Annotated in this window: 13 protein-coding genes and 1 tRNA gene; 4 read left to right on the plus strand and 10 right to left on the minus strand. The window is 67.8% G+C overall.

Features of this window, described 5'->3' with window-relative positions:
• Nucleotides 1–74: 74 nt before the first annotated feature.
• Complete coding sequence (locus tag EDC25_RS05210) at nt 75–1,016, minus strand: isopenicillin N synthase family dioxygenase (RefSeq protein ID WP_132577282.1); 942 nt, start codon at nt 1,014–1,016, stop codon at nt 75–77.
• A gap of 11 nt (nt 1,017–1,027) precedes the next feature.
• The gene (gene glmM, locus EDC25_RS05215; protein ID WP_123520886.1) at nt 1,028–2,368 is read right to left on the minus strand and encodes a phosphoglucosamine mutase; all 1,341 of its coding nucleotides are present in this window, start codon (nt 2,366–2,368) and stop codon (nt 1,028–1,030) included.
• A 274-nt stretch (nt 2,369–2,642) separates the two neighbouring features.
• Between glmM and EDC25_RS05220 the strand changes: the two genes are divergently transcribed.
• The 3 genes from EDC25_RS05220 to EDC25_RS05230 all read left to right on the plus strand — a co-directional run bounded on the left by EDC25_RS05220 (nt 2,643) and on the right by EDC25_RS05230 (nt 7,721).
• Nucleotides 2,643–2,718: transfer RNA gene (locus tag EDC25_RS05220), tRNA-Lys, on the plus strand.
• A gap of 737 nt (nt 2,719–3,455) precedes the next feature.
• Nucleotides 3,456–4,817, plus strand: coding sequence for an NHL repeat-containing protein (locus EDC25_RS05225; protein ID WP_123520885.1), 1,362 nt, complete (start codon nt 3,456–3,458; stop codon nt 4,815–4,817).
• Between the two features lie 669 nt (nt 4,818–5,486).
• Nucleotides 5,487–7,721, plus strand: a complete 2,235-nt coding sequence (locus EDC25_RS05230; protein ID WP_123520884.1) for a site-2 protease family protein — start codon at nt 5,487–5,489, stop codon at nt 7,719–7,721.
• A gap of 141 nt (nt 7,722–7,862) precedes the next feature.
• On the opposite strand, the gene EDC25_RS05235 is transcribed toward EDC25_RS05230, so the two are convergent.
• Together EDC25_RS05235 and EDC25_RS05240 are read right to left on the minus strand one after the other, a co-directional pair.
• On the minus strand, nt 7,863–9,452 hold the full coding sequence (locus EDC25_RS05235; RefSeq protein ID WP_123520883.1) for an amidohydrolase family protein: 1,590 nt from the start codon (nt 9,450–9,452) through the stop codon (nt 7,863–7,865).
• A 189-nt stretch (nt 9,453–9,641) separates the two neighbouring features.
• Nucleotides 9,642–12,965, minus strand: coding sequence for a mechanosensitive ion channel domain-containing protein (locus EDC25_RS05240; RefSeq protein ID WP_164483884.1), 3,324 nt, complete (start codon nt 12,963–12,965; stop codon nt 9,642–9,644).
• A gap of 203 nt (nt 12,966–13,168) precedes the next feature.
• Here EDC25_RS05240 and EDC25_RS05245 point away from each other — a divergent pair, with 203 nt between their 5' ends.
• Nucleotides 13,169–14,254, plus strand: a complete 1,086-nt coding sequence (locus tag EDC25_RS05245; protein WP_240639569.1) for an aldo/keto reductase — start codon at nt 13,169–13,171, stop codon at nt 14,252–14,254.
• 687 nt (nt 14,255–14,941) lie between these two features.
• Here EDC25_RS05245 and EDC25_RS05250 read toward each other — a convergent pair.
• From EDC25_RS05250 to EDC25_RS05275, 6 genes are all read right to left on the minus strand, one after another.
• Nucleotides 14,942–15,457, minus strand: coding sequence for a GNAT family N-acetyltransferase (locus EDC25_RS05250; protein ID WP_123520881.1), 516 nt, complete (start codon nt 15,455–15,457; stop codon nt 14,942–14,944).
• Nucleotides 15,458–15,464: 7 nt separating this feature from the next.
• Nucleotides 15,465–17,240, minus strand: coding sequence for an aspartate--tRNA ligase (aspS, locus tag EDC25_RS05255; RefSeq protein ID WP_123520880.1), 1,776 nt, complete (start codon nt 17,238–17,240; stop codon nt 15,465–15,467).
• Between the two features lie 60 nt (nt 17,241–17,300).
• Nucleotides 17,301–17,927, minus strand: coding sequence for a hypothetical protein (locus EDC25_RS05260; protein WP_132577283.1), 627 nt, complete (start codon nt 17,925–17,927; stop codon nt 17,301–17,303).
• A complete protein-coding gene (locus EDC25_RS05265; RefSeq protein ID WP_123520878.1) occupies nt 17,924–18,256 on the minus strand; it encodes an FmdB family zinc ribbon protein in 333 nt (110 codons plus the stop codon). The genes EDC25_RS05260 and EDC25_RS05265 overlap by 4 nt, the downstream gene beginning before the upstream one ends.
• Before the next feature lie 136 nt (nt 18,257–18,392).
• Entirely contained in the window at nt 18,393–19,292 is a 900-nt protein-coding gene (locus EDC25_RS05270; RefSeq protein WP_123520877.1) for a DUF3011 domain-containing protein, read from the minus strand.
• 454 nt (nt 19,293–19,746) lie between these two features.
• Complete coding sequence (locus EDC25_RS05275; RefSeq protein WP_123520916.1) at nt 19,747–23,037, minus strand: S41 family peptidase; 3,291 nt, start codon at nt 23,035–23,037, stop codon at nt 19,747–19,749.
• Nucleotides 23,038–23,197 lie beyond the last annotated feature (160 nt).

A 23,197-nucleotide genomic window follows, 5' to 3' on the forward strand; every position in this document is an offset into this window, starting at 1 on the left:
CCGGTCACGCGCTGCGTTACCGGCGTCCCGGGGGCGATGTCCTGGCCGGACGTCGCCGGATCGGATCAGGCGGATCAGATCAGGCGGATCTCGCGCAGGCGCTCGAGCAGGTAGTCGTGCGCAGTGATCGGCTGCGGATAGCGGTCCGGATTGTCCGGCGTGATGCATGACGGCAGCGTCTCGATCAGGAAATCCGGATTCGGGTGCAGGAAGAAGGGAATCGAATAGCGCGGTTTGCGGGCGGCGTCGCCCTTCGGGTTCACCACGCGGTGGGTGGTTGACGGATACACGTGGTTGGTCAGGCGCTGCAGCATGTCGCCGATGTTGACGACGATGGCGTCGCCCTGCGTGGTGATCGGCAGCCACTTGCCATCCTTGCCCAGCAGTTCCAGGCCGGCGGCGCTGGCACCGATCAGCAGGGTGATGAAGTTGATGTCCTCGTGCGCGCCGGCGCGCACGTTCGGCACGTCCTCGGTCTCGATCGGCGGATAGTGGATCGGCCGCAGAATGGAATTGCCGAAATTGATCTTGTCGTCGAACCAGTTTTCCGGCAGGCCGATGTACAGCGCCAGCGCACGCAACACGCGCGCCCCCAGCTGGTCCAGGGCCTCGTAGAGGCCGTAGCCGAATTCACGGAAGCCCTCGACCTCGGTCGGCCACAGGTTCGGCGGCATGACGTCGGCATACTTCGAATCCCGCGGAATCTCGCGACCGATGTGCCAGAACTCCTTCAGGTCCGGATGCTGCGAATCCTTCGCGGTCTCGACCTTGAACGGCGTGTAGCCACGCGCGCCACCACCACCGGGTACGTGGTACTGCATCTTGACGTCGGTGGGCAGGGCGAAGAAGCGCTGGAACACGTCATAGACACCGTCCAGCAGCCCTGCCGACAGCCCATGGCCGCTGATGCCGCAGAAACCGAACTGTTCGTAGGCCTGGCCCAGCTCGCGCACGAAGTTGTCGCGGTCGGTGTCAAAGCGGCGGATGTCCAGGGTGGGGACGTAGGCGGTGCTCATTGGAACGGTCCTCAGACAGCGGATTCGACGGCGGCCGCCAGCTCGGCGACCGCGGATTGGACGACGGCCGCGTCTTCGGCCTCGATGGTGACGCGGATGACCGGCTCGGTGCCGGACGGGCGCAGCACGACGCGGCCCAGCCCATCCAGGCGCGCCTCGACATGGCGACGGACGGCCTGTACGAGTTCCGATTCGACGATGGCGCGCGCGTTGCCGCTGACCGGCACGTTGACGGTGGTCTGTGGATAGCGACGCCAGCCGGCGCACGCCTGCGCCAGCGTCTGCCCACTGTCGGCCAGTGCTTCCAGCACCGCAAGCGCCGACACCAGCGCGTCGCCGGTGCTGGCACGGTCCAGGCACAGGATGTGGCCCGACGCTTCACCGCCCAGCCGTCCGCCGCGCTCCACCAGCATGCGATGGACGTAGCGATCGCCGACCTGGGCGCGCAGGAACCCGATGCCCGCGCCGGCGAACGCCTGCTCCAGGCCGTAGTTGCTCATCAGCGTGCCGACGACCGGGCCGGTCAGGGTGCCGGCCTGGCGCCACTGCTTCGCCAGGATGTAGAGGATGTCGTCGCCATCGACGAGATGGCCATCGGCATCGACCATCTGCACACGGTCACCGTCGCCGTCGAAGGCGATGCCGAGGTCGGCGCCTTCGGCAAGGACCTTTTCGATCAACGCCTGCGGTCGCGTCGAGCCGACTTCGCGGTTGATGTTCAGGCCATCCGGCGCGTCGCCGAGGGTGACCAGCGTGGCGCCCAGCTCGCGCAGCACGCGCGGACCGGCGACGTAGTTCGCGCCATGCGCGCAGTCCAGCACGATGCGCAGCCCGCGCAGGCTCAGGTCGTCACGGACCGAACGCTTGACGAATTCGCAGTAGCGGCCGACCGCATCATCGACGCGGCGCGCACGACCCAGCCGTTCCGAATCCACCGTCGTGAACGGCTGGTCCAGTTCCGCCTCGATGGCCGTCTCGACCTCGTCCGGCAGCTTCTCGCCGGCAGCGGAAAAGAACTTCACGCCGTTGTCGTAGAACGGGTTGTGCGAGGCCGAAATCACGATGCCGGCATCGGCGCGCAGCGACTGCGTGAGGTAGGCCACCGCCGGCGTCGGCACCGGACCGAGCAGGCGCACGTCGGCCCCGGCTGCCACCAGGCCGGCTTCCAGCGCCGATTCGAACATGTAGCCGGAAATGCGCGTGTCCTTGCCGATCACGAAGACCGGCGAGCCGCCCCCGCGCGCGAGCACGCGACCGGCGGCCCAACCCAGCTTGAGCATGAACTCGGCGGTGACCGGCCACTTGCCGACGCGGCCGCGTATGCCGTCGGTGCCGAAATAACGTCGTGTCATGGCGGCAATGGTAGTGCCAGCGCCCGTCGGGCAGGGAGTACCGTGGTTGACCCATGTCAAGCCGGCGCTCACCTGTCAGGCACGCCGGATGGACGGATCGCGGCGCCGGCGCCCTGCCCTAGCTGCGATCGCTGGTCGACGACGACGTTCACGGGCCATCGTGCAAGGGTTCGTCGCCGGGGCGTTATCGGCTACAATCGCGCCCCTGTTCCCGGCGGCGGCCCGCACGCGGCCAGCGCGATTCTCTTCCGCCACGCCCGGAACGTCACCCGATGGGCCGTTAGCTCAGCCGGTAGAGCAGTGGACTTTTAATCCATTGGTCGTTGGTTCGAATCCAACACGGCCCACCATATGACGTTCCAGCCGATTCCATCGAGGTCCGTGAAGCGCGCTGGAAAGCGGGCTTTTTCGTGGCCGTCCGTGCCGATGCGTTCCAATGCGGCCCGTTCGATTCCAGGCGCGACGAGGTCGGCCAGTCAAAGGCACAGCGTGTCGATGCGGGGCACGTAACGGTTGGGCCGGCCAACCTCTGTCTGTCACGCCGCTCACGCCCTGGACGTCGCGACGAGCCGATCAGGCTCCTGACCTCACGCGGCATGTTTCATTGGCGGCAGGCCCGCCATCCCTGATGGTCCGGAATCATGCAGCCCGGCACCTTGGCACGATCCAGGTTCACCGAACGCCAAACCGCTGCTGGGACATACGGTGTGGCCGCAACTCATCCGCGGATCGGCGGCCCATGACTGCGGCCGTCTTCCTCGCATCGCACCGGACCCGGATACCGCCGGGTCATGATCACGACCCGATCATGATTCACTCATTATTGGATTACGCCGCATTTCATCACAGCGCTGAAATGGCGCGAATCGCGCCATCCACTCCGGCATGGCGGACGCCGTCGTTCGCCCATGCAACACGCTGATCCAGTGGGAATTGCGCCTGCTGCGCTCCCTTCGTTCTCCGGCATCCGTGTCTCGTCCTGCAGACCCGGAAACAGCAATCCGATACGCCGCCGCCTGTATTGCTGTTCAACACGGCACCCCTAGAATCCAGCCGTCGTCAAGAGCGATACAGGGGAAGCAGCTCGATGAACACCTCACATCTGGTGATGGCCATGTCCATGCTCGCCGCCAATGCATCGGCCGCAGGCGCGACACGCAACGGCGACCTGGACCCCAATTTCGCCGATGGCGGCATCCGGATGCTGGACACAACCATCATCTCGGCCTTCCAGCCCGCCTTCGAACGGCTGCCGGATGGCACCCTGGTTGTCGGTGCACGCATGATGGTCCCGGAAGGTGGCAGCCGGTACACCGTGGCCAGGCTCGACAGCAATGGCCATCTGCAGACAGGCTTTGGCCACGGTGGACTTGCCAGGTTCGACCTCGGCCCGGCCGTGAGCGAGGACGAACTGGCCACCATGAAAGTGGCGCCTGACGGCCGCATCGTGGCCTACGGAATGGCTTACACCGGCCGGTTCGAACTGGCCATCGCCCGCCTGGAGGCCGACGGCACGCCCGACGTCGCCTTTGGCACCGATGGACTCAGCCTGCTCTATTCCGGCGCCTATCCCGAACCGGGCAGTGTGGCCGTGCTCGACAACCGCAAGATCCTGGTCACCTGGAGCCAGCTTGGTCCGGATGGCGACACGTTGATGGCCGCCCGCCTGCATTCCGATGGCGAGCTGGACATGTCCTTCGGACAGGCCGGCGTGGCGACTGTCGAATTCGGTGACGCCGCATTCCATTACTTCGAAAGAGCCAAAGGCATCGCGATAGACAGCCACGGCCGGATTCTCGTCGGTGCCGAGATCCAGCAGGCGGGGGGCGTCAATTTCGGCGTCGCGCGCCTGCTTGCCGATGGCCAGCAGGATCACACATTCGCCAACAAAGGCTACCAGCTCATCGACTTCGACCTCGGGCCTACTTCCGTTGCGAGGATGTACGGCGTGACGCCGGGAGTCGAAGACTCCATCACCCTGATGGGTGGGGTTTCAGGCTCGCCGGCAGGACGCATTGCCTTGGTCCATCTGCAGGCGGATGGCTGGCCCTTGCCGGGCTTCGGCGATGGCTTGGGTCGGCTGGAGATTCCTGTCTTCGCGCCGGATGCCTACATGTCCACGGTGGCCGCCATGGGCGGTCAGTGGCACAACGGCCACCTCCTGCTGGCGGGATTCGGCTATGTCCACAAGAATGGAGAAAGACTGCCCTCTACCCTGCTCGCACAGCTGGATGCACGCGGCAACCTCGACCGGGCGTTCGGCGTGGACGGCCAACGGGTGCTGGCTGTGGAAACGGAACGCGGGCCGATCCATCCGACCGGGGTCCTCGTCGCCGGCGGCCGCGCCCTGCTTCCTTCGGCAACCAGCATGTATGACCCTTCAGGAGCGGTGGGCGTCCAGGCCATCATCCTGGACGTGCTCTTCGCCGATGGCCACGAGACCGACTGAGGTACCGGACCGTCGCTGCCGCCGCAAGCCCATCGTGGAGCGACGGCTCCCGGCTGTTGGGTTTCCCGATGATCGGCCGTCGGTTGCCGCCAGCGGCAGGTTGGACTTGAAGAAGCGCCCTACTCCAGGCAGGACCACGGTTTTCCGTGCATAGCAGAATCAGTGTGGCCGATCAGGGAGCCTGTCGTCGCCACGACGTCGTTGAGGCGTCGTGGACGTTGTCCCGAAGCCGGTCCGATGGCAACGGCTTGTCCCACGCCATTCTGCTGCAGCAGTTGACTGCGGGAAATCACGGCTGACGAGGACGCCGGCGACGCGGATGCTCAAGAACGAGGCCATGACGGGGGCGCGGCGGACATGCGCCGGGCACGCCGACCTGTTGCGAGCGGCCGTGTTGCATTGTTGACAACGCCACGGACAAACGGCGAGCCGGCAGTCGTGCGCTTGAGCCCCTGCGCCTTCCGCCACCTGGGCGCGCCCGGTCCGCGGTCGAATTCCGCCAGAGAATCCCGGCACGGGCGCCGCGGCACCCCGCCATGGATTTCAGTCCCGCCTTGAAATCGCTACCTGGTGTATCGCAACCCGAAGGTCGCCACGGGATCGCCACCTCCTGCAGTTGGGGTAATGTTGCCAACCGGGCGCGAGCCCATCTGCCAGGGAGCCATCGTGATGGGGTTTGTCTCGCTGCTGGGCGTTGTCGCGCTGATCGCGGGAGTGGTGGTGGTACAGATGCTGCGCTCGGCACTGGCGTCGCCCTTCCCGGCGCGGGCGAGGTTGGCAGGAGTGATGCGGATGCAGCCACCCGCGTCGTTCGTGTCGCTGTTCGGGGATAGCGAGGCTTTGCTGGCGCCCCTGGGCTTCTCGCCGCTGGGCTGGGTGGTGGTGCAGCGGGAACCGGAAGGAACACCCGGTCCGCGCATGATGCGGCTGTATCTGAGCGAGGACCGCACCGTACTGGCGGAGGTGATCGCGTCCTTCTCCGCGCACGAACCCCACCACTGTCGCATCCACTTCGCCAGCCAGACCGGTGGAGGCCGGCTTCTGTTCACCGCACCGTGGATGCTGCAACCCCTTTCCGCCGGCCCGGACATCTGCATCACGCAGCTGGTGAACGAACCGTCGCTGGACGCGCGGCTGCGGGCGCATCACGAACTGCTGCGTTCCCAGGCCGGAACGATGCCGCCATGGACCGACCTGGCGGCCACGGTCGCCCGCCTGCAGGATTACGAGGAAGCGGTGCTGGCCAGCGGGTTGAAACGCGGGGAACTCAAGCCGCACGCGGACGGGGGTTTGAGATTGAGCCTGCGACGGGCACTGTCGCTGCTCGGCTCGGTGACCGCTTCGGCCGGCCAGGCAAAGGCGCCCGACAACGACGGAACCGTCCCGATCGCGCGGTCGGTGAGCTACTGGCGTCACCAGCGCGAGCTTGAACGCCACTCGCCACGGTCGATCGTGCAGTGGGGCTTTTTCCTGCTCAGTGCGCTGGGGTTCGCAGCACTGGGCGCCTGGTTCTGGTCCCCCGGCTTCGCGCTACTGCTGCTGGCGGTGATCGCGTTCCATGAAGCCGGGCACTGGATGGCGATGCGCGCCTTCGGCTATCGCAATGTGCAGATGCTGATGCTGCCGATGGTCGGCGGCGTGACGATCGGACACGAACAGTCACCCTCGGCGCCTGCGCGCGCCTGGGTCAGCCTGCTCGGACCACTGCCGGGCGTGGTGCTGGGATGCCTGCTGTTGCTCACCGGATCGACGATGGCCGACGGCTGGGTGTTGCTGTCGGGCCTGGTGCTGCTGGCGATCAACCTGTTCAACCTGTTGCCGATCCTGCCGCTGGACGGCGGCCATCTGCTGCACCTGCTGCTGCCGGAACGCGCGATCAGCGTGCGCAAGGTCTTCGACATACTCGCCATTGCCGCGCTGGCGGCCCTGGCCTGGCAGCTGGATGCCTGGTGGCTGTTGTTGCTGGCACTGGTGCCCTACGGCAACCTGCGCAACGCGACGCGCGACCATCGCCTTCTGAGTGCACTGCGCCAGGCGCGCACCGATACGCCGCCGCGCAGCGAAGCCGCGGAAATGGAGCAGGCATTGACCGTTGTGCGCGACGATGCCGCCGCGCCGCCCGCGTTGACTGCACAGTTTTCGCTGGCCGAGCAGGCGTTGACGCAGGCCCGCGCAGTGCCGATGTCGCGGCGCAATGTGGTGCTGATCACCACGCTGTGGATCGGCAGCTTCGTGGCGGCCGCAGCCATTCCGATGGTGCGCGACGTCGTGACGGCCTTCGTGGCACCGTCGCACTCCACACCGGCGCTCCAGTACGGGTACGCCAAGGCGACCGCCGAAGCCAGACAGCTGTCGAACGACGCGTTGCTGTCCAGCCTCATCGCGAAGCTCGGAGAGGGAGAAACCCGGGAATCGGGAACGTCAGCCGCCGTCATGGCTGATCTGGCGGGGCTGGAGCGCGAAGTCGGCCACGGCCTGCATCCGCTCTGGCACCAACTGTTGCTCTCCGGGGATGCCGCAATGCTGCGCGAGCACCTGGGGATTCTTCCCGCCGGAGACTTGCACGCATTGGCAGGACGTCCAGACTGCCTTGCCCAGCTCACGTCGCACGCGCCCTCCTCGGCATTCGCGAAGGGCAAGCCGGTGCGATTCCAGACCTTCGACGCCCACACCGGCGCTGCAGGCGAGCGGCTCCTGGACCGCGGGCAGCTGGCAAGCTGGCTGGTACCCGGCGAATGCCAAGACGAAGGCAGGCTTCGTCTCGTCGAGGTGTCCGATCCCGACTGGCCGATATGGACGCTTTCGCTGGATCCGCCGATCGCAATCCTGCAGGGCGATCTTCGCGCACACATGGAAGCGTTGCACGCCGTTCTTGGCCTGGAATCCAGCTATCCCGTCGAGTAGTTCGCAGTGGACACCGGGCAACGCGGATCAAGGGCGGCCGTCTTGAGAATTCACAGGGCCCACGCGTAGGGGGCGGCGGCGACAACCTGCTGACGCCCTGCAGTCGCGGCGGCGCGCAATGAGCTTTGGAAGGCGCCTGCCCTATTCCGCCCACTCGATGTCGGGCAGCCTGTCGATGCCTTCGCGACGCTTGGCCTCGGCGACCATGGCGCGCACGTCCGCCAGCAATTGCCGCGCGTCATAGACGATGCCGTCCTTGACCGTGTAGCGCACGCCGCCGACGCGAACCGCGCGGTTGTCTTCGCTGACGCGCACGGCGCCGGTGCCGAGCAGCACCTTCAGGTCCTCGAGCGGATTCTCGGCAACGACGACCAGGTCCGCGAGCTTGCCGGCCTCGATGGAGCCGACCTGGTCGGCGACGCCCAGCGCTTCGGCGCCGGACAGCGTCGCCGCGCGGATCACTTCCAGCGGATGGAAACCGGCTTCGCGAAGCAGCTCCAGTTCCTCGATGTAGCCGAAGCCGTAGGTCTTGTAGATGTAGCCGGAATCCGAGCCGGTGGTGACGCGGCCGCCGTGGTTCTTGTAGTCCTCGACGAACGCCATCCACAGACGGTAATTGTCACGCCACGCACTTTCCTGTTCGCTGCCCCAGCGGAACCAGAACGAGCCATGCGCCTTGCGGTTGGGCTGGTAGAAGCGCCACAGCGACGGCAGCGTGTAGTCCTGGTGCCATTCCGAGGTGCGCGCGCGCATGTAGTCGCGCGTGGCCTGGTAGATGGTGAAGGTCGGATCGAGCGTGAAGTCCAGTGCGATCAGCTCGTCGCGCACGGCGTTCCACTTCCCGCTGCCCGGTCGCGCGGCCTGCCGCCACAAGCGACCGGCATTCTCGAAGCGGTGCTGCTCGTCGCCGTAGTTGTAGTCGGCCGGATAGTCCTGCACGGTGCGGTCCTCGAACAGCGCTTCCGGCAGGCCGTACCAGTGCTCCATCGAGGTCAGGCCCCAGCGCGCGCTGGTCAGCACGTTGACGCGACGCACGTCCATCTGCGCGTGGTGGGTCAGCGTGCGCAGGCCACGCTCGCGTGCTTCCTCGATCGCCGCCTGCATGATGTCCGGGCGATAGCCGAAGAACTTCACGCCTTCGCCGCCACGGCGCGCGACCTCGCGCACCCACTCGCGCGCCTGTTCCGGCGTCGTGAACGGCCCGTTGCGTCCCATGCCGAAAAACGCATACGGATGGATGCGCGGCGCCGCGATGCGGTTGGCGTCGCTGCGCTTCTTCTCCGACACGCACCAGTCCAGGCCGTTGCCACAGCCCGGTTCGCGAACAGTGGTGACGCCGTGGCCCAGCCACAGCTTGTACACATACTCGGCCGGCGTGCCCTGCTGGGCGCCGCCGATGTGGCCATGCATGTCGACGAAACCCGGTAGCACGTAGTGGCCTTCCAGGTCGATCTCGCGACCGCCGGGTTCCAGCTTGGGCCGGCTTTCCGGGTCGATGGGCACGCCGGGATAACCGACGCCGGCGATGCGCTCGATGCGATTGCCGCGGATCACGATGTCCAGCGGTCCATTTGCCGGCGCGCCGGTGCCGTTGATGACGGTGACACCGCGCAGGATCAGTTGCGGATACGGGCCGTCGCCTTCGCCTTCACGGCGCTCCGGCGCCGGTTCGATCGCGGCGAAGGCGGCCGGGGCCAGCAAGCCCAGGGCCAGGGCGGTCAGTCGTTTCATCACGGCATTCCCCTGCGTGGACGAGCCGCGAGTATCGCCGATGAGGGCGCGGCCGGACGGCGCGCTGCGGCAACCCGAGTGCCGCCGGCGACGGGCGAGCATGCGGACGGACCAGACGGCTCGGCCACCGGATGGACCGGTCTGACCGTGCCCCGCCGCCTTCCCGGCAGGCGCAGCCGTTCGACGTCCTCAGCCGGCGGGGTCGCGGGGCGCCTCGGGCGCTGGCAGCGAGCGGATGTTGATGTCCATCTGCGACGGCGACATCTGGATACCGCGCTCCCGCAGCAGCGATGTCAGGCGCAGCGCCAGTTCGCTGCGTGCAGGCACGCGGTCGCCCAGCGCCGCCAGGAACACCTTCAGCTCGAAGGTCATGACGTTGCCTTCGAAGCTCTTGAAGGCGCTGACCGGCGCCGGTTCGCGCAGCACGCGGGGATTCTCGCGCGCCGCCTGCAGCGCGACCTCGTGCACCACCGGGATGTCGCTGCCATAGGCGACGCCGTATTCGATGATCGCCGTCGTCGGGTTGTCGCTGAGCGACCAGTTGGTCAGCTCGCCGGTGATGAACGACTTGTTGGGGATGAAGATCTCGCGGCCTTCGCCGTCGCGCAGCGTGGTGGCACGCGTGCGGATGCGCGTGACCGTTCCGGTCTTGCCGCCGACGGTGATCGTGTCGCCGACGCGGAAGGGGCGCTCGAACAGCAGGATCAGGCCGGACACGAAGTTGGCGAAAATCTCCTGCAGGCCGAAACCCAGGCCGACGGTGAGCGCCGCGGCCATCCACTGCAGCTGGCTCCAGCGCAGGCCGAAAAGGCCGAGGCCGACCATCACGCCGACGATGACGATGGCGTAGCGGAACAGGCTGGTGATCGCATAGCGCGAGGCGGCGTCGATGCGACTGCGCGAGAGCAGGCCCAGTTCCATCAGGCCCGGCAGGTTGCGCGCGGCGATGGTGGTCAGTACCAGCACCAGCGCGCCACCCAGCAGCGCCAGCAGGCTGACCGGCATGTCCACAACACCGCCGTCGCTGCCGGTCTGGTGGAAGCTCCAGACGGTGATGTCATCGAGACGGGCAAACGCCGGCAGGACATCGCTCCAGACCCAGACCAGGCCGACCCCAAGCAGGCTCAGGCGCAGCGCACGCAGGATGCGTCGCGTGTGCGCGTTGACGGTTTCCAGGGTGATGTCGGCTTCGGCCTCGACCAGCAGCGCCTGCTCGTCGTCCTGGGCCTGGCGCTTCTGCTCGCGGCGATGCAGTGCCAACCGGCGCTCGCTGACCAGGAACCAGCGCCCGATGGTGGCGACGAGCGTGGCCACCAGCACGATCACGCTGATCGACGAGACCAGCGCACGCACCAGCACGGCGGCGGAATACACGTAGCCCAGCAGCGCCAGGCCGGCGACGACCAGGCAGAGCGCCGGAAGCAGCAGCCGCGCGCCGCGCCGCAGCGGCGATGTCGAGGCATCGATGCCGCGCGGCGACCAGACCTGCTCCGCATCGAGTGCGCGCCAGCTCCACCCCGCGCCGAGCAGCGCCAGCAGGATGATCGCCAGGCGCGCCTGGACATCGATCGCCAGCGCCTGGTTTCGCGTGAATGCCAGTGCGATCACGAAGATCGCCACCAGTGCCAAAGGCGCGCTCCAGCGCAATCCCCCGCTGATCGCCTGGCGACGCGCGCGCGTCCAGCGGAAGTGTGCCTGGGCGACGCCCTTGTCGATCACCAGCCAGCGCAGCCAGGCGAACAGCAGCGCCGGCACCGAGGTCATCACCATCGCGATGCCCAGCGAGTCGCTGAACTTGCCGGCGGCGCCGACGTTCTGCAGCAGCTGGCCGAACAGGAACAGCGCCGCCGCCAGCGGCAATGCCGCCAGCAGCGTTACCGCCAGTGCGACCAGCGTGTAGCGGAAGCGGTCGGAACGCAGCTGGCGCGTATGCGCACCCAGTACCTCCAGGCGTGCCGGCGCGCTGCGGCGAAGCAGCAGCAGGACCAGTACCGCCACGATGCTCAGTACGTAGTCCGTGGGACGCTGCGCGAACGAACGCCGCACCAGGTCGGCGGTGGTCGCCAACCGCGAGGGTTTCACCAGGTCATGGATGCCGTCCGGCACGCGCGCCAGCCAGGACGCCGACGCAGGCGCATGGCTGGGTGTCCACAACAGGTTGCGGTCGAGGACGTTCTGCAGCGACTGCGCATCGGCGCGCTGGGCGACCAGCGCCGTTTCCATCTGCTCCAGCGTGGTGATGCGACGACGCAGCAGTGAATCCAGCTGCGCAACCAGCCCGCCGCGCTGCGCCAGCAGCGTGCGCGCCGTGCCGCGGTCGCCCTCGGCGCCCCCCGACTCTTCGGCCTGGCTGCGGAACTCGGCGAGCATCGTGCCCAGGGTCGCATCGATGTAGGACAGCGAACGCTGCTGCTCGTTGACCTCGATCAGGCGCACGCGCAGGTCCGCCAGGGTCGAGCGCAACTCGCCCAGCTGCGCGCGCAGGCGCGGCTGCGCCGGCAGGCGGATGCGTTCCTGCCACAACCACTGGCCGACCTGGGCGCTGCCGCCACCCAGCTCAAGGCGCGTGCGCGTATCACGCAGGGCCGTGCGCAACTGCTCGGTCGCCTGTGCCGCGCTGTCGGCCTCGGCGCGCTCACGGTCGAGGATCTCGCTCGCCGCCAGCAGCTCCTCGCCCAGTTCGACATTGCCCTGTGCCAGATGCGCACCCAGTCCGTTCTCGTCACGCAACCGCGCGTACTGGTCGCGCAACGCTTCGAGACGCGCCGTCAATGCCGCGCGGGCACGCGCGGTGATGCGCTCCTGCAGCACCGGCAGACGCAGTTCGTGGCGCGCCAGGCGATGGCGCACCTCGCGCAGTCGCAGCTCCAGCAGCGCCTGCTCGGAGCGGCTGGCTTCCTGGGCCAGGCTGCTTTCTTCGAGCTGGGCCTGGAGCAGATCGACGTCCGCTTCGCGCTTGAGGCGGCGTACTTCGGCGACCACATCGCTTTCGCCGGTCACCGCGCCCTGCGGTGCGGACAGGCTGTCGATCTGCTGGCGCAGCGCCGCCTGGCTCTCGCCGGCCTGTACCGGCTGCGACAGCAAGCGCGCCAGTTCGGCGGCGATGCGCTCCTGCTCGCTGCGCAGGGCGGCTATGGTGCGTCGTTCCTGGTCGAGCAGCAGTTCCAGCGCCTCGGTATCGGCTTCCGTGGGCAGGCGCGCCAGCCAGGCACGCATGTCACCGTCGTTGTCGACTGCCAGGCTGCGCTGCAGCGTCCGCTCCTGCTCCGGCCTCGCCGCCAGCGAGGCCTTGCGTTCGGCAACGCGCTCGCGGACTTCCGCCGCGGAATTCAGCGCTTCTCGCGCCAGTTCCAGTTTCTGCCTGGCGGCGTCCTTCTGCGTCGCCTGCAGGTCGCCCGCGCGCTCAAGCGCCTGTTGCGCCTGATCGAGTTCGGCCGGCGTTGGCGCAGCCCGGGCGGGCGTGGCAACCAGCAGGAACGCGCACGCCAGGATCAGGCGAATCGACAGGGTCATGGGGGCATACCGTTGCTGGAATGGCACCAGTGTACGGACCCCGGTGCAGGCCAGCATTGACGGCACTTGAACCGCGGGCGCCGTCCCGTCGTTTTGACCCGTGCAGCCAGGCGTCCCATCATCAGCGCAAGCTGTTCTCCACCGCCGCCGCCTTCAGACGCCGCGGGCGGTGCCCGGATCCGGTTTCAACAAGGAGTACTTCCATGGAACGTCGACACTTCCTGCTGATGCTGGCGACGGCCCTCGGCGCCGCGGTGGCATCGCCCCTGTTGGCACAGGGCGCCGGCCGCGCCGGCACCGGCAGCCTGCCCCGTGGCCCCAGGCCGACGCGCCCGCTTGGCAAGTCCGGCGTGGACATCGCACCCGTCGTGCTCGGCGGCAACGTGTTCGGCTGGTCGCTGGACGAAGCGGCCAGCTTCGACGTGCTGGATGCCTTCGTCGACCACGGCTTCGACGCCATCGATACCGCCGACGTGTATTCGCGCTGGGTGCCGGGCAACCAGGGCGGTGAATCGGAAACCATCATCGGCCGATGGCTGAAGGCCCGGCCCGGCATGCGGGAGCGCGTGAAGATCTTCACCAAGGGCGGTGGCGACATGGGCCAGCCCGGGCACAGGGGTCTTTCGCCGCGCTGGATCGGGCAGGCCGTCGACGCCTCGCTGCGTCGACTCGGTGTCGACGCCATCGACGTGTACTTCTCGCACTTTCCCGATCCGGACACCCCAGTCGCCGAGACACTCGGCGCCTACGAGGCATTGATCAAGGCCGGAAAGATCCGCGCCATTGGTGCGTCCAACGTCGATCCGGCGCAACTCCGCGAAGCGCTGGATACCGCCCGGGACAACAACCTGCCCGGATACACCGTGTTGCAGCCGGGTTACAACCTGTACGACCGTGACGGCTACGACGGCCCGCTGCGCGACCTCTGCCTGCGCGAAGGGCTCGGCGTGGTGACCTATTCCAGCCTGGCCTCGGGCTTCCTGACCGGCAAGTACCGCAGCGAGGCCGACCTGGACCAGAGCGTGCGTGGCGGCGGCGTGGGCCGCAAATACCTCAACCCGCGCGGCATGGCCATTCTCAGTGCCATGGACCAGGTGGCGGAAAAGCATGGCGCGCAGCTGGCCGACATCGCCCTGGCCTGGCTGATTGCCCGCGAAGGCGTGACCGCGCCGATAGCCGGCGCCACCAAAGCCAGCCACGTGCAGAGCTTCGCCCGCGCCGTCGCCCTCCGCCTGGACGCCGACGACCTCGCCGCCCTCGACCAGGCCCGTGCCCCGGCCGCCTCCTGAACCCGGCCACCCACGAAAGCGCCGGCATGTACAGGGGCTTTCGCGTTGAAGCGATGATGTACGACCTTCTGCGCGCGTCGCGTAGCAGTCACCGGCACAAGGCTCGCAGCTTCGCGTGACTGCGGCCGAGGGCGGGCGCACACCGCAGCGCCCCGACGACGTTTGCACCCGGCACAGCGTGGACGCCGGGGTTTCCTCGGGCATTCCCCGCGAAGGCGTTAGTCCAGCCCGCGCGCGTCGCGCAACTTGAACCGGCGAAACACTCGCAGCCTCGTGCGCCGGCGGCTGATGCGACGCAGGCTAGTCCGCTGCACGCTCGGAGTCATTCCACCAAGCATCCCTACACATCGCACACCGACGCTTCCGGTTCGCCGTAACACGCAGATGGGCATCCAGTACACCCTGTGCCCCGAAGCAACTGGATACCCGCCTTCGCGTGGATGACGAGCCGAGGTCATTGCGTTCCGGACAGACTTTCGCGCCCCGCAACAACACGACGACATTTCGCGCCCTTGTGGGCGGGCAGGTAGCAGCGGCACCCGAATGCCGACGCCTCTTGGAAGCGCCCGATCGGCCCCTTCACGGCCCCAGGCACCATGCAGCAGGCTTCAACCCGTATCGGGGACGGACGACGCGGCAGCGGCCCGACGTCGCACAGGGACCGGACGGCTCCAGGCAAAACCCCCACTACGCCAGACGGCGCAGGATGAATTCCAGGTCGCGCGCTTCACCGACCGGAAACAGGTACTCGCCGACCTTCTCGAACCCGTAGCGCGAATAGAACCGCTGCGCACCGAAGTTCTGCGACCAGACGCCCACCCACAACGTGCGCGGCCCGTCGCGGAGCAACCATTCCATCGCCGCATCCATCATGCGTCCGCCCTCGCCGCTGCCCTGTGCTTCGCGCAGCAGGTACAGGCGCTTCAACTCGCCGTCACCGGCGCTGGCTTCGCGATGTGGCAGGCCGCAGGGTCCGGCAGCGGCATGGCCGATGGCGACGCCGTCGCGTTCAAGCAACCAGACGGCATAGTCCGGATGCGCCAGGATGAGGCGCTGGCGCTCGACCGCGTAGGACTCGGCGAGGAACGCCGACAGGTCTTCCGGCCGGTACAGGTGACCGAAGGTTTCGCTGAACGTGCGCGCGGCCAGCAAGGACAACGTCTGCGCGTCGTCGACGGTCCCTCGACGCAGCGTCGTCGCCATACCCGTATCAGTCCGCCTCGCCGGTCTTCTGCGCACGCACCTGCACGTGCACTTCGGCCAGCTGCGCGTCGGCAATCGGCGACGGCGCGCCGGTCATCAGGCACTGGGCGGTCGTGGTCTTGGGGAAGGCGATGACATCGCGGATCGAATCACTGCCCGCCATCAGCGCGGCGATCCGGTCGATGCCGAAGGCGATGCCGCCATGCGGCGGTGCGCCGTAGCGCAGCGCCTCGAGCAGGAAACCGAACTTCAGTTCCGCCTCTTCCCTGCCGATGCCGAGCAGGTCGAACACCGCGGACTGCATCGACGAACGATGGATACGGATGGAGCCGCCGCCGATCTCGTTGCCGTTGAGCACCATGTCGTAGCCGCGCGAAACCGCGCTGCCTGCATTGGCGCGCAGGTCGGCCTCGTCATCGACGGCCGGCGCCGTGAACGGATGGTGCAGGGCGACGTAGCGCTGCGCTTCCCCATCCCATTCAAACATCGGGAAGTCGGTGACCCACAGCGGCTTCCACCCGTCCTCGACCAGGCCGAAGTCCTGGCCGGCCTTCAGGCGCACGGCGCCCATGAATGCCGACACGGTGGCGTAGGCACCGGCACCGAAGAAGACGATGTCGCCGTTGCCGGCGCCCACATGCGCGAGCAGGGCCGAGAAGGCGGCCTCGTCGAAGAACTTCTGGATCGGCGAGCTGATTTCGCCGTTGTCGGCGATCTTGACGTAGGCCAGGCCCTTGGCGCCGAACTTGCCGGCGTGGGCACCGTATTCGTCGATCTGCTTGCGCGACAGCGAGGCACCGCCCGGAATGCGCAGCGCCGCGACGCGGCCACCGGCGTCGTTGGCCGGGCCGCTGAACACGGCAAAGCCGCAGCCCCTGACCAGCTCGGCGACATCGGCCAGCTCCAGCGCGATGCGCAGGTCGGGTTTGTCGGAACCGTAGCGACGCATCGCCTCGGCGTAAGTCATGCGCGGGAAGGGATCGGCCAGCTCGACACCGGCGACTTCACGGAACACGTCGCGGATCATCGCCTCGACGGTGTCCTGCACGTCGCGCTCGTCGACCCAGGCGAACTCCATGTCCAGCTGCGTGAACTCCAGCTGGCGATCGGCGCGCAGCGCTTCGTCGCGGAAGCAGCGCGCGATCTGGTAGTAGCGGTCGAAGCCCGCCATCATCAGTATCTGCTTGAACAGCTGTGGCGACTGCGGCAACGCATAGAACTCGCCCGGGTGCATGCGCGCCGGCACCAGGAAGTCGCGCGCGCCTTCCGGCGTCGCCTTGGTCAGGATCGGCGTTTCGATGTCCTGGAAGCCGCGCGCATCCAGCCAGTGGCGCAGCGCGCTGACCAGCTTCGTGCGCGTGCGCATCTTGCGCTGCATGTCCGCGCTGCGCAGGTCGAGATAGCGATAGCGCAGGCGGATGTCCTCGCCCGGATTCTCGTGGTGGTGGAACGGCAGCGGATCGGCCTTGTTCAGCACCTCGATCGCCTCGGCGACGACCTCGACCTGGCCGGTGCGGATCTTCGCGTTGACCGCATGGCGACGACGCACGGTGCCGGTGATGCGCAGGCAGTCCTCGTATCCCACCTTCTCCGCCGCGGCGATGACCTCGGCGTTGCCGGGCGCATCGCCGGGCTCGGCGACGATCTGGACGATGCCTTCGTGGTCACGCAGGTCGATGAAGCAGACGCCGCCCAGGTTGCGGGCGACATCGGCCCAGCCGCAGAGGGTGACGGTCTGGCCGATCAGGGCCTCGTCGACGAGGCCGCAAAAGTGGGTACGCATGGTGGAGAACTGTGCCGTATGGGACCGCGCATGATAGCGCGGTCCCCGGCCGGGCGGCTCTCAGCGCACCGGCATTTCCGCCCACGGCGGCGGCGGCGGCGTCTGCGGACGGGACAGGTCGAAGGCCATGCGGAAGGTCCGGCCGCGGCGCTTGAGCTCATAGACCAGCGTGTTCTCGTCGGCCAGCTCCAGCGCCCAGACGTTGTCTCGGGATGCACGCAGGCCGTGCTCGGCGAACAGCTTGAGGGTGGGTTCGTCCGCCGGGAACTCGACGCGCGTCGCCGTCGGTGCCGGGTCACGGGCCAGGCCACCATAGGCGTTGAGGTCTTCCGGGCTCCCGTCCGGATGGCTGTGCATGTGGCTCAGCCGCAGGCCGGCCGGTGTGGATCCCAGCAGCCAGACGCGCGAACGGTCCTCGCCCAGGCTGAGCGACAGGATGTTGCCGTCGCGCTCGCAGCGCAGGAACAGCACCGCGGGCTGGTTCCAGACCGGATCATCGCTGGCCGGCTGGCCCTCGACCACGCGCCCTGGAAAGGCGCGACCGCAATAAGGCGTCAGCTTGGCGAGGAAGTGGCGCGCCGGTACGCCTTCGCCCGTGGACGGGCTGGAAGTAGCGGGGGTCGCGCAGCCGGCAAGACCGGCGACTCCGGCGATCAACGCAGCGCGGATGAGGATCGAGGCACTCACGATGCGGCTCCCGGGGAAGTCGAAGGCGCGGGCGCGGCAGGTGCCGCCGCCGGCTTGGACTCGCTGGTGGAGGTCGCCGTGGCGGAGGACGTGGATCCGCTGGCGCCGCCCTCCTCCTTGCCGGCGAGGTTGCGACGGGTGTCCTTGTCGCTCTTGAAGTCGGTTTCGTACCAGCCGCTGCCGGCCAGGCGGAACGAAGGCGCCGAAATGCGGCGCTTCACCGTGGGCTTGCCGCAGCCGGGGCACTGTTCCGGATCGGGATCGGAAAGGCGCTGCAGGCGCTCGAAACCATGACCGCATTCGGTGCAGTCGAATTCGTAGATGGGCATGCCGGTTGACTCCAGAGGTTGCGTCCGGGCGCCCGAGATATGGGCGGGCCAACAGGACTCAAGCCCGGCAAGCATGGATCTTGGACCGGGGCGTCGTCAAACGCCCCGGTCGTTCTTGTTTCGTATCAGCGCCGGATTACCAGCGACGCTCTTCGACGAACTCGCCGGCACAGCCCTTGTCGACCCACACGGCACCGTTGCGGAAGCCCCAGGTGCGGCCTTCGACGCAGGATGCGCGCGAAGTCTGGCGGACCAGCTGTGCACCGCTCCAGCCACCGGTCGCACACTGGCGCGGACGGTTGTTGTCGCTGTTGCAGGTGATGCGGCGGACGCCACCGCCCGGGCTCCAGTGGCCCCAGGTCGGCGCGAACGTACCGGCGCAGCCCTGGTCAACCCAGAGCACGCCCTGGCCGTAGCCCCAGGTGCGACCCTCGACGCAGGGCGCATTGGAACTCTGGGTGATCAGCTGCGCGCCTCGCCAGTTGCCGACACGGCATTCCTGGTAGCGGTTGCGGTTGCTGTTGCACTGGACGTGCTCGTTGCGGTTGTCGCCCGGATGGCCGACGGAGCTGGCGAACAGGCCGGCGCAGCCCTTGTCCACCCACAGGGTTCCGCGGCGGAAGCCCCAGGTCTGGCCCTCGATGCACTGCGCGTTCGAGGTCTGCTGGATCAGGCGAGCGTCACGCCAGGTGGTGCGGCATTCCTTGTAACGGTTGCGGTCGCTGTTGCAGGCCATCTCCTCGCGGCCCGGCAGGTTCGAGCCGCCGCCGGTCCAACGCGCTTCGGCGAAGGTCGCGGCGCAGCCGTGATGCACCCAGATGAAACCCCGGCCCTGGCCCCAGGTCTGGTTCTCGACGCAATTGGCGTTGGAGATGCGGCGCACCAGCTGGGCACGACCCCACGGCACCGAGCACTCCTTGTACTGGAAATTCTTGCTTTCGCAGTTGATGGTCTGCTGCGCCGACGCTTCCGGGGCGCGCATCAGGCCGGCGACGGCGATCGCCGCCAGTACCGATGCCTTGGCTATTGCGTTCATCTCTCTCTCCTTGGGCAAAAACCTGTCGTACAGGCGATGGCAGTCTAGTCCGCCGAATCTGAACGCATACTCGTGTGAACGCACGGCTCATCGCAGGCGTTGCCGAACACATTTTCATCCGTACATTGCCGGGCATCGTTCTACGACGCCGGCACGCGCCCGGAGGCGTCGTCCGTTTCCGCAGCGGGATGCAACCGGGCAGGAATCCCCTGTCCTTCTACCGCTTGCCCGGCGTGCGTGGTGTTGGCTGAGGTCGCCGGTGCATGAGCGAACGACGCCTGTTGCATCGCAGCACCCCTGCGTTGCCCGACAGACGAAAAAGCCGGCGCAATGCGCCGGCTCTTCGGTCGTCCATGTGATCCGGCACGCCGCAGCGGCATCCCGCTGTCGTCGACTGCGCGCCTTACGGCGTCCAGCGCCGCAGCGGCGTCCCGCCGCTGCGTGCCGGCCGGAATCAGCGGGCCGGGTTCGGGAACACCGTCGGCGCCGGCGGCGCGACCACCGGCTTGCGCGGATTGCGCTCCAGCTCGGCCAGCAGCTCCTGGACCGCGCGCTCGACGCTGGGATCACGCCCGGCGGCGATCAGCTCCGGACGGTCGATGACTTCGATGTCCGGGGTCACGCCTTCGTTCTCCACCGCCCACTGGTTGTCGGTGTCCATGAAGCTGAAGGTCGCGGCCAGCAGCACGCCGTTGTCCACCATCGCCGGGTTGCCGGAAATACCGATCAGCCCACCCCATGTACGGGTACCGATGAGCTTGCCCAGCCCGAGCTTGCGGAAATAGTACGGCAGGGCGTCGCCACCGGAACTGGAGATGCCGTTGATCAGCATCGCCTTCGGGCCGTTGTGGTGGATCAGTGGCGTCGCATTCGGTTCGAGGCCGCGCTGCTTCCAGTAGTTCAGCGGCTGGCGCGCCAGCAGCTCGACCAGTCGGTCGGGGATGAAGCCGCCACCGTTGTAGCGGTCGTCGATGATCAGCGCTTCCTTGTGCGCGTAGGCGTGCATGCCCTTGAACATCTCCCGGCTGCCTTCCACCGCCGTGTTCGGCACGTGGATGTAGCCGATGCGGCCTCCGCTGAGGCGATCGACCAGTTCGCGGCGGGAATTCACCCAGTCCAGGTAGCGCAGCTCGGTTTCGCCGGCGATGGTGCGCACCATGATGTCGCGCGCGCCGGCTTCCTGCGGGCGGCTGTTGACGCGCAGCGTGACGACGCGGTTGGCCTTGTTCTCGAGCAGGCGATAGACGTTGTCGACGCCGCGGGTCGAGACGTTGTCGATGGCGATGATGTATTCACCCTCGGCGACATTCACGCCCGGCTCGGTCAGCGGTGAACGCGTGCGCTCTTCCCAGTTCTCGCCCGGGAAGATGCGCGCGATGCGCACGTAGCCGCTGTCGTCCGACGCCAGCTCGGCGCCGAGCAGGCCGCCCTGCTTCCGGTCCAGCGACGGATGGTCGCCGCCCTGCACGTAGACATGGCCGGCATTCGCTTCACCGACGATTTCCTGGAACAGGTAGTCGAGGTCGGCACGCGTGGTGACATGCGGCAGCAGCGCGGCGTAACGGTCGTGGATGGCCTTCCAGTCCTGGCCGTGCATGCCCGGGTCGTAGAACCAGTCGCGCAGGATGCGCCAGCCGTCGGTGAACATCTGCCGCCATTCGCGACGCGGTTCGATGCGCAGCTCGACGCGATCCATTGCCAGCTTGTTCTCGTCGAACTTCGCGTCCGGCTTGGCATCGACGATGGCGAAGTCGCCGCCCCGGCGCAGCAGCAGCTTCTTGCCGTCGTTCGACAGTACGTAACCGCCGCCGATGCGCGACACCGCGGCCGGCTTGCTGTCGCGCTGCAGGCCGATGAAGCGCAGTTCGGCGCCACCCTGACCCGGGCCACCGCCTTCCAGGGCAACGTAGAACACGCCCTCGCCATTGGCACTCAGGCCCTGGTAGTTGCCGGAGGGTGCGGCCAGGGCGACGACGCGCTGGCTGAAACCTTCGACATCGATGCGAACCGGTGCCGGCTCCGCCGCGGCATTGCCACCCTTGCCCTTGCCATTGCCGTTGCCCTGTCCGTTGCCGGCCGGCGCGGCCGCGCCGACCTCGTCACTGACCGGGCGGAACAGCGCCGGGCTGTCGGCGGACAGCGTCACCGCGTAGATGCGCGTGGCATCGCGGTAGAGCCAGTTGAACTCGTAGGCGCTGAAGGCTAGGTTGAAGTCGCGGTTGGACAGGAAATACAGGTAGCGGCCCTGCGGGTCGAACACCGGGCTGAAGTTGTCGGTCTCGTCGCCGACCAGCATCTGCGTACGGCCGGACTGCAGCGAATACAGCCACAGCGCGCTGTTCGACGAGGCGCCGTTCTTCGCGTACACCAGCCAGCGACTGTCCGGCGACCAGCTGTAGTCGGTCAGGTCGTTGCGCGTGCCGGTATCGACCTCGCTGATGCGGCCGGTCGCCACTTCGACGATGCGCAGGCGCTGCTTCTTGTCGCTGAAGGCCAGGCGGCTGGAATCCGGCGACCAGCGCGGCGGGAACATCCAGATGTCGCCGTCGCGGGTGACGCGGCGCGGTTCGCCACGGCCGTCCTGGTCGCGCACGTAGATCTCGTATTCGCCACTGGCGTCGGAGAGGTAGGCGATGGTCTTGCCGTCCGGCGACCAGGTGACGCTGTGCTCTCGCGCGTCCGGCGTGCCGCTGATGTTGCGGGCTTCGCCATTCTTCGCCGGCACCGTGAAGATTTCCCCGCGGGCGCCAAAGACCGCACGCTCGCCGGCGGGCGAGAGGTCCATCGACTCCACGTACTGCGCGGCGCGCACGTAGCGCGGCTGCGTGTGCGGGGCATCGCCGGCGACTCGGATAGGCACTTCCGTTGCCTGGGCGGTGGCAGGATCGAAGCGCCAGATCGAACCGCCCTTCTCGAACACGATGGCATCGCTGCCGGCGCTCGGCCAGAGCACGTCGAAGTCGTCGAAATGCGTCAGCTTGGTCGGCTCGCCACCGGTCGGCGCGATGGCGTACAGGTTGAGGCGCTGGTCGTTGCGGTCGGACACGAAGTACACCGTGTCGCCGACCCACATCGGCTGGTGGTTGGTGGCGCGGTCACTGGTCAGCTGCAGCGAGCTGTTCGCCGCCAGGTCGTAAATCCAAACGTCCTGGGCGCGACCGCCGCGGTAGCGCTTCCAGCTGCGGAAATCGCGGTCGATCGGCGTGTAGACGAACTTCGTGCCGTCCGGGCTGAGCATGCCGCCGCCGGTCTCGGGGATCGGCAGCGGCTGTTCCAGGCCGCCGTCGGCGGGCACCAGGTATGGCCGGCCGCTGCGCTCGTCCCAACCGACGCGGTTCATGCGCACGACGATGTGCTTGCCGTCCGGCGTCCAGTCCAGCACGCGGTAGTCGGTGCCGCCACGCGGCGGCATCGGGCCGATGTCGTTGTACCAGGTCAGCTGGCGCGGCTCACCGCCGGTGGACGGCATCACATAGACCTGGCGGGTGCCGTTGTATTCGGCCGAGAAGGCGATGCGGCTGCCGTCCGGCGACAGCTTCGGATACAGCTCCTGCCCGGGATGCGAGGTCAGCCGCAGCGCGGTGCCGCCACTGGCCTGGACGATATGGATGTCGCCGGCATGGACGAACACGATGCGATCGCCCTGGATGTCGGGGAAACGCAGCAGGCGGCTCGGACTGTCGGCGGCCGCGGGGCCGGCGCCGGCCATGGCCAGGGCGAGGGCCAGGAGGGGGAATCTCTTCATCATCGGATCCATGGGGAGAATCAGGATCGCCGGAGTATGCCGCACGCCACCCCGGATGGCCTGCGCCGGAAGTACTGGCGGCCCGAAAACTGCGGCCAACGGAGGCAAATCCGGTGCCGGACCCCGCCAGGCGACATTGAGGCCGGCGTCCGGCGACGCC

It is taken from the genome of Pseudofulvimonas gallinarii, assembly GCF_004343305.1.
Classification (GTDB): Bacteria; Pseudomonadota; Gammaproteobacteria; order Xanthomonadales; family UBA2363; genus Pseudofulvimonas; species Pseudofulvimonas gallinarii.

Coding starts and splice junctions, on each gene's coding strand:
- EDC25_RS05230 (WP_123520884.1), top strand. CDS start 5,487: ATGGGGTTTGTCTCGCTGCTGGGCGTTGTCGCGCTGATCGCGGGAGTG.
- EDC25_RS05265 (WP_123520878.1), bottom strand. CDS start 18,256: ATGCCCATCTACGAATTCGACTGCACCGAATGCGGTCATGGTTTCGAG.
- EDC25_RS05210 (WP_132577282.1), bottom strand. CDS start 1,016: ATGAGCACCGCCTACGTCCCCACCCTGGACATCCGCCGCTTTGACACC.
- EDC25_RS05245 (WP_240639569.1), top strand. CDS start 13,169: ATGGAACGTCGACACTTCCTGCTGATGCTGGCGACGGCCCTCGGCGCC.
- EDC25_RS05270 (WP_123520877.1), bottom strand. CDS start 19,292: ATGAACGCAATAGCCAAGGCATCGGTACTGGCGGCGATCGCCGTCGCC.
- glmM (WP_123520886.1), bottom strand. CDS start 2,368: ATGACACGACGTTATTTCGGCACCGACGGCATACGCGGCCGCGTCGGC.
- EDC25_RS05275 (WP_123520916.1), bottom strand. CDS start 23,037: ATGAAGAGATTCCCCCTCCTGGCCCTCGCCCTGGCCATGGCCGGCGCC.
- aspS (WP_123520880.1), bottom strand. CDS start 17,240: ATGCGTACCCACTTTTGCGGCCTCGTCGACGAGGCCCTGATCGGCCAG.
- EDC25_RS05225 (WP_123520885.1), top strand. CDS start 3,456: ATGAACACCTCACATCTGGTGATGGCCATGTCCATGCTCGCCGCCAAT.
- EDC25_RS05240 (WP_164483884.1), bottom strand. CDS start 12,965: ATGACCCTGTCGATTCGCCTGATCCTGGCGTGCGCGTTCCTGCTGGTT.
- EDC25_RS05235 (WP_123520883.1), bottom strand. CDS start 9,452: ATGAAACGACTGACCGCCCTGGCCCTGGGCTTGCTGGCCCCGGCCGCC.
- EDC25_RS05250 (WP_123520881.1), bottom strand. CDS start 15,457: ATGGCGACGACGCTGCGTCGAGGGACCGTCGACGACGCGCAGACGTTG.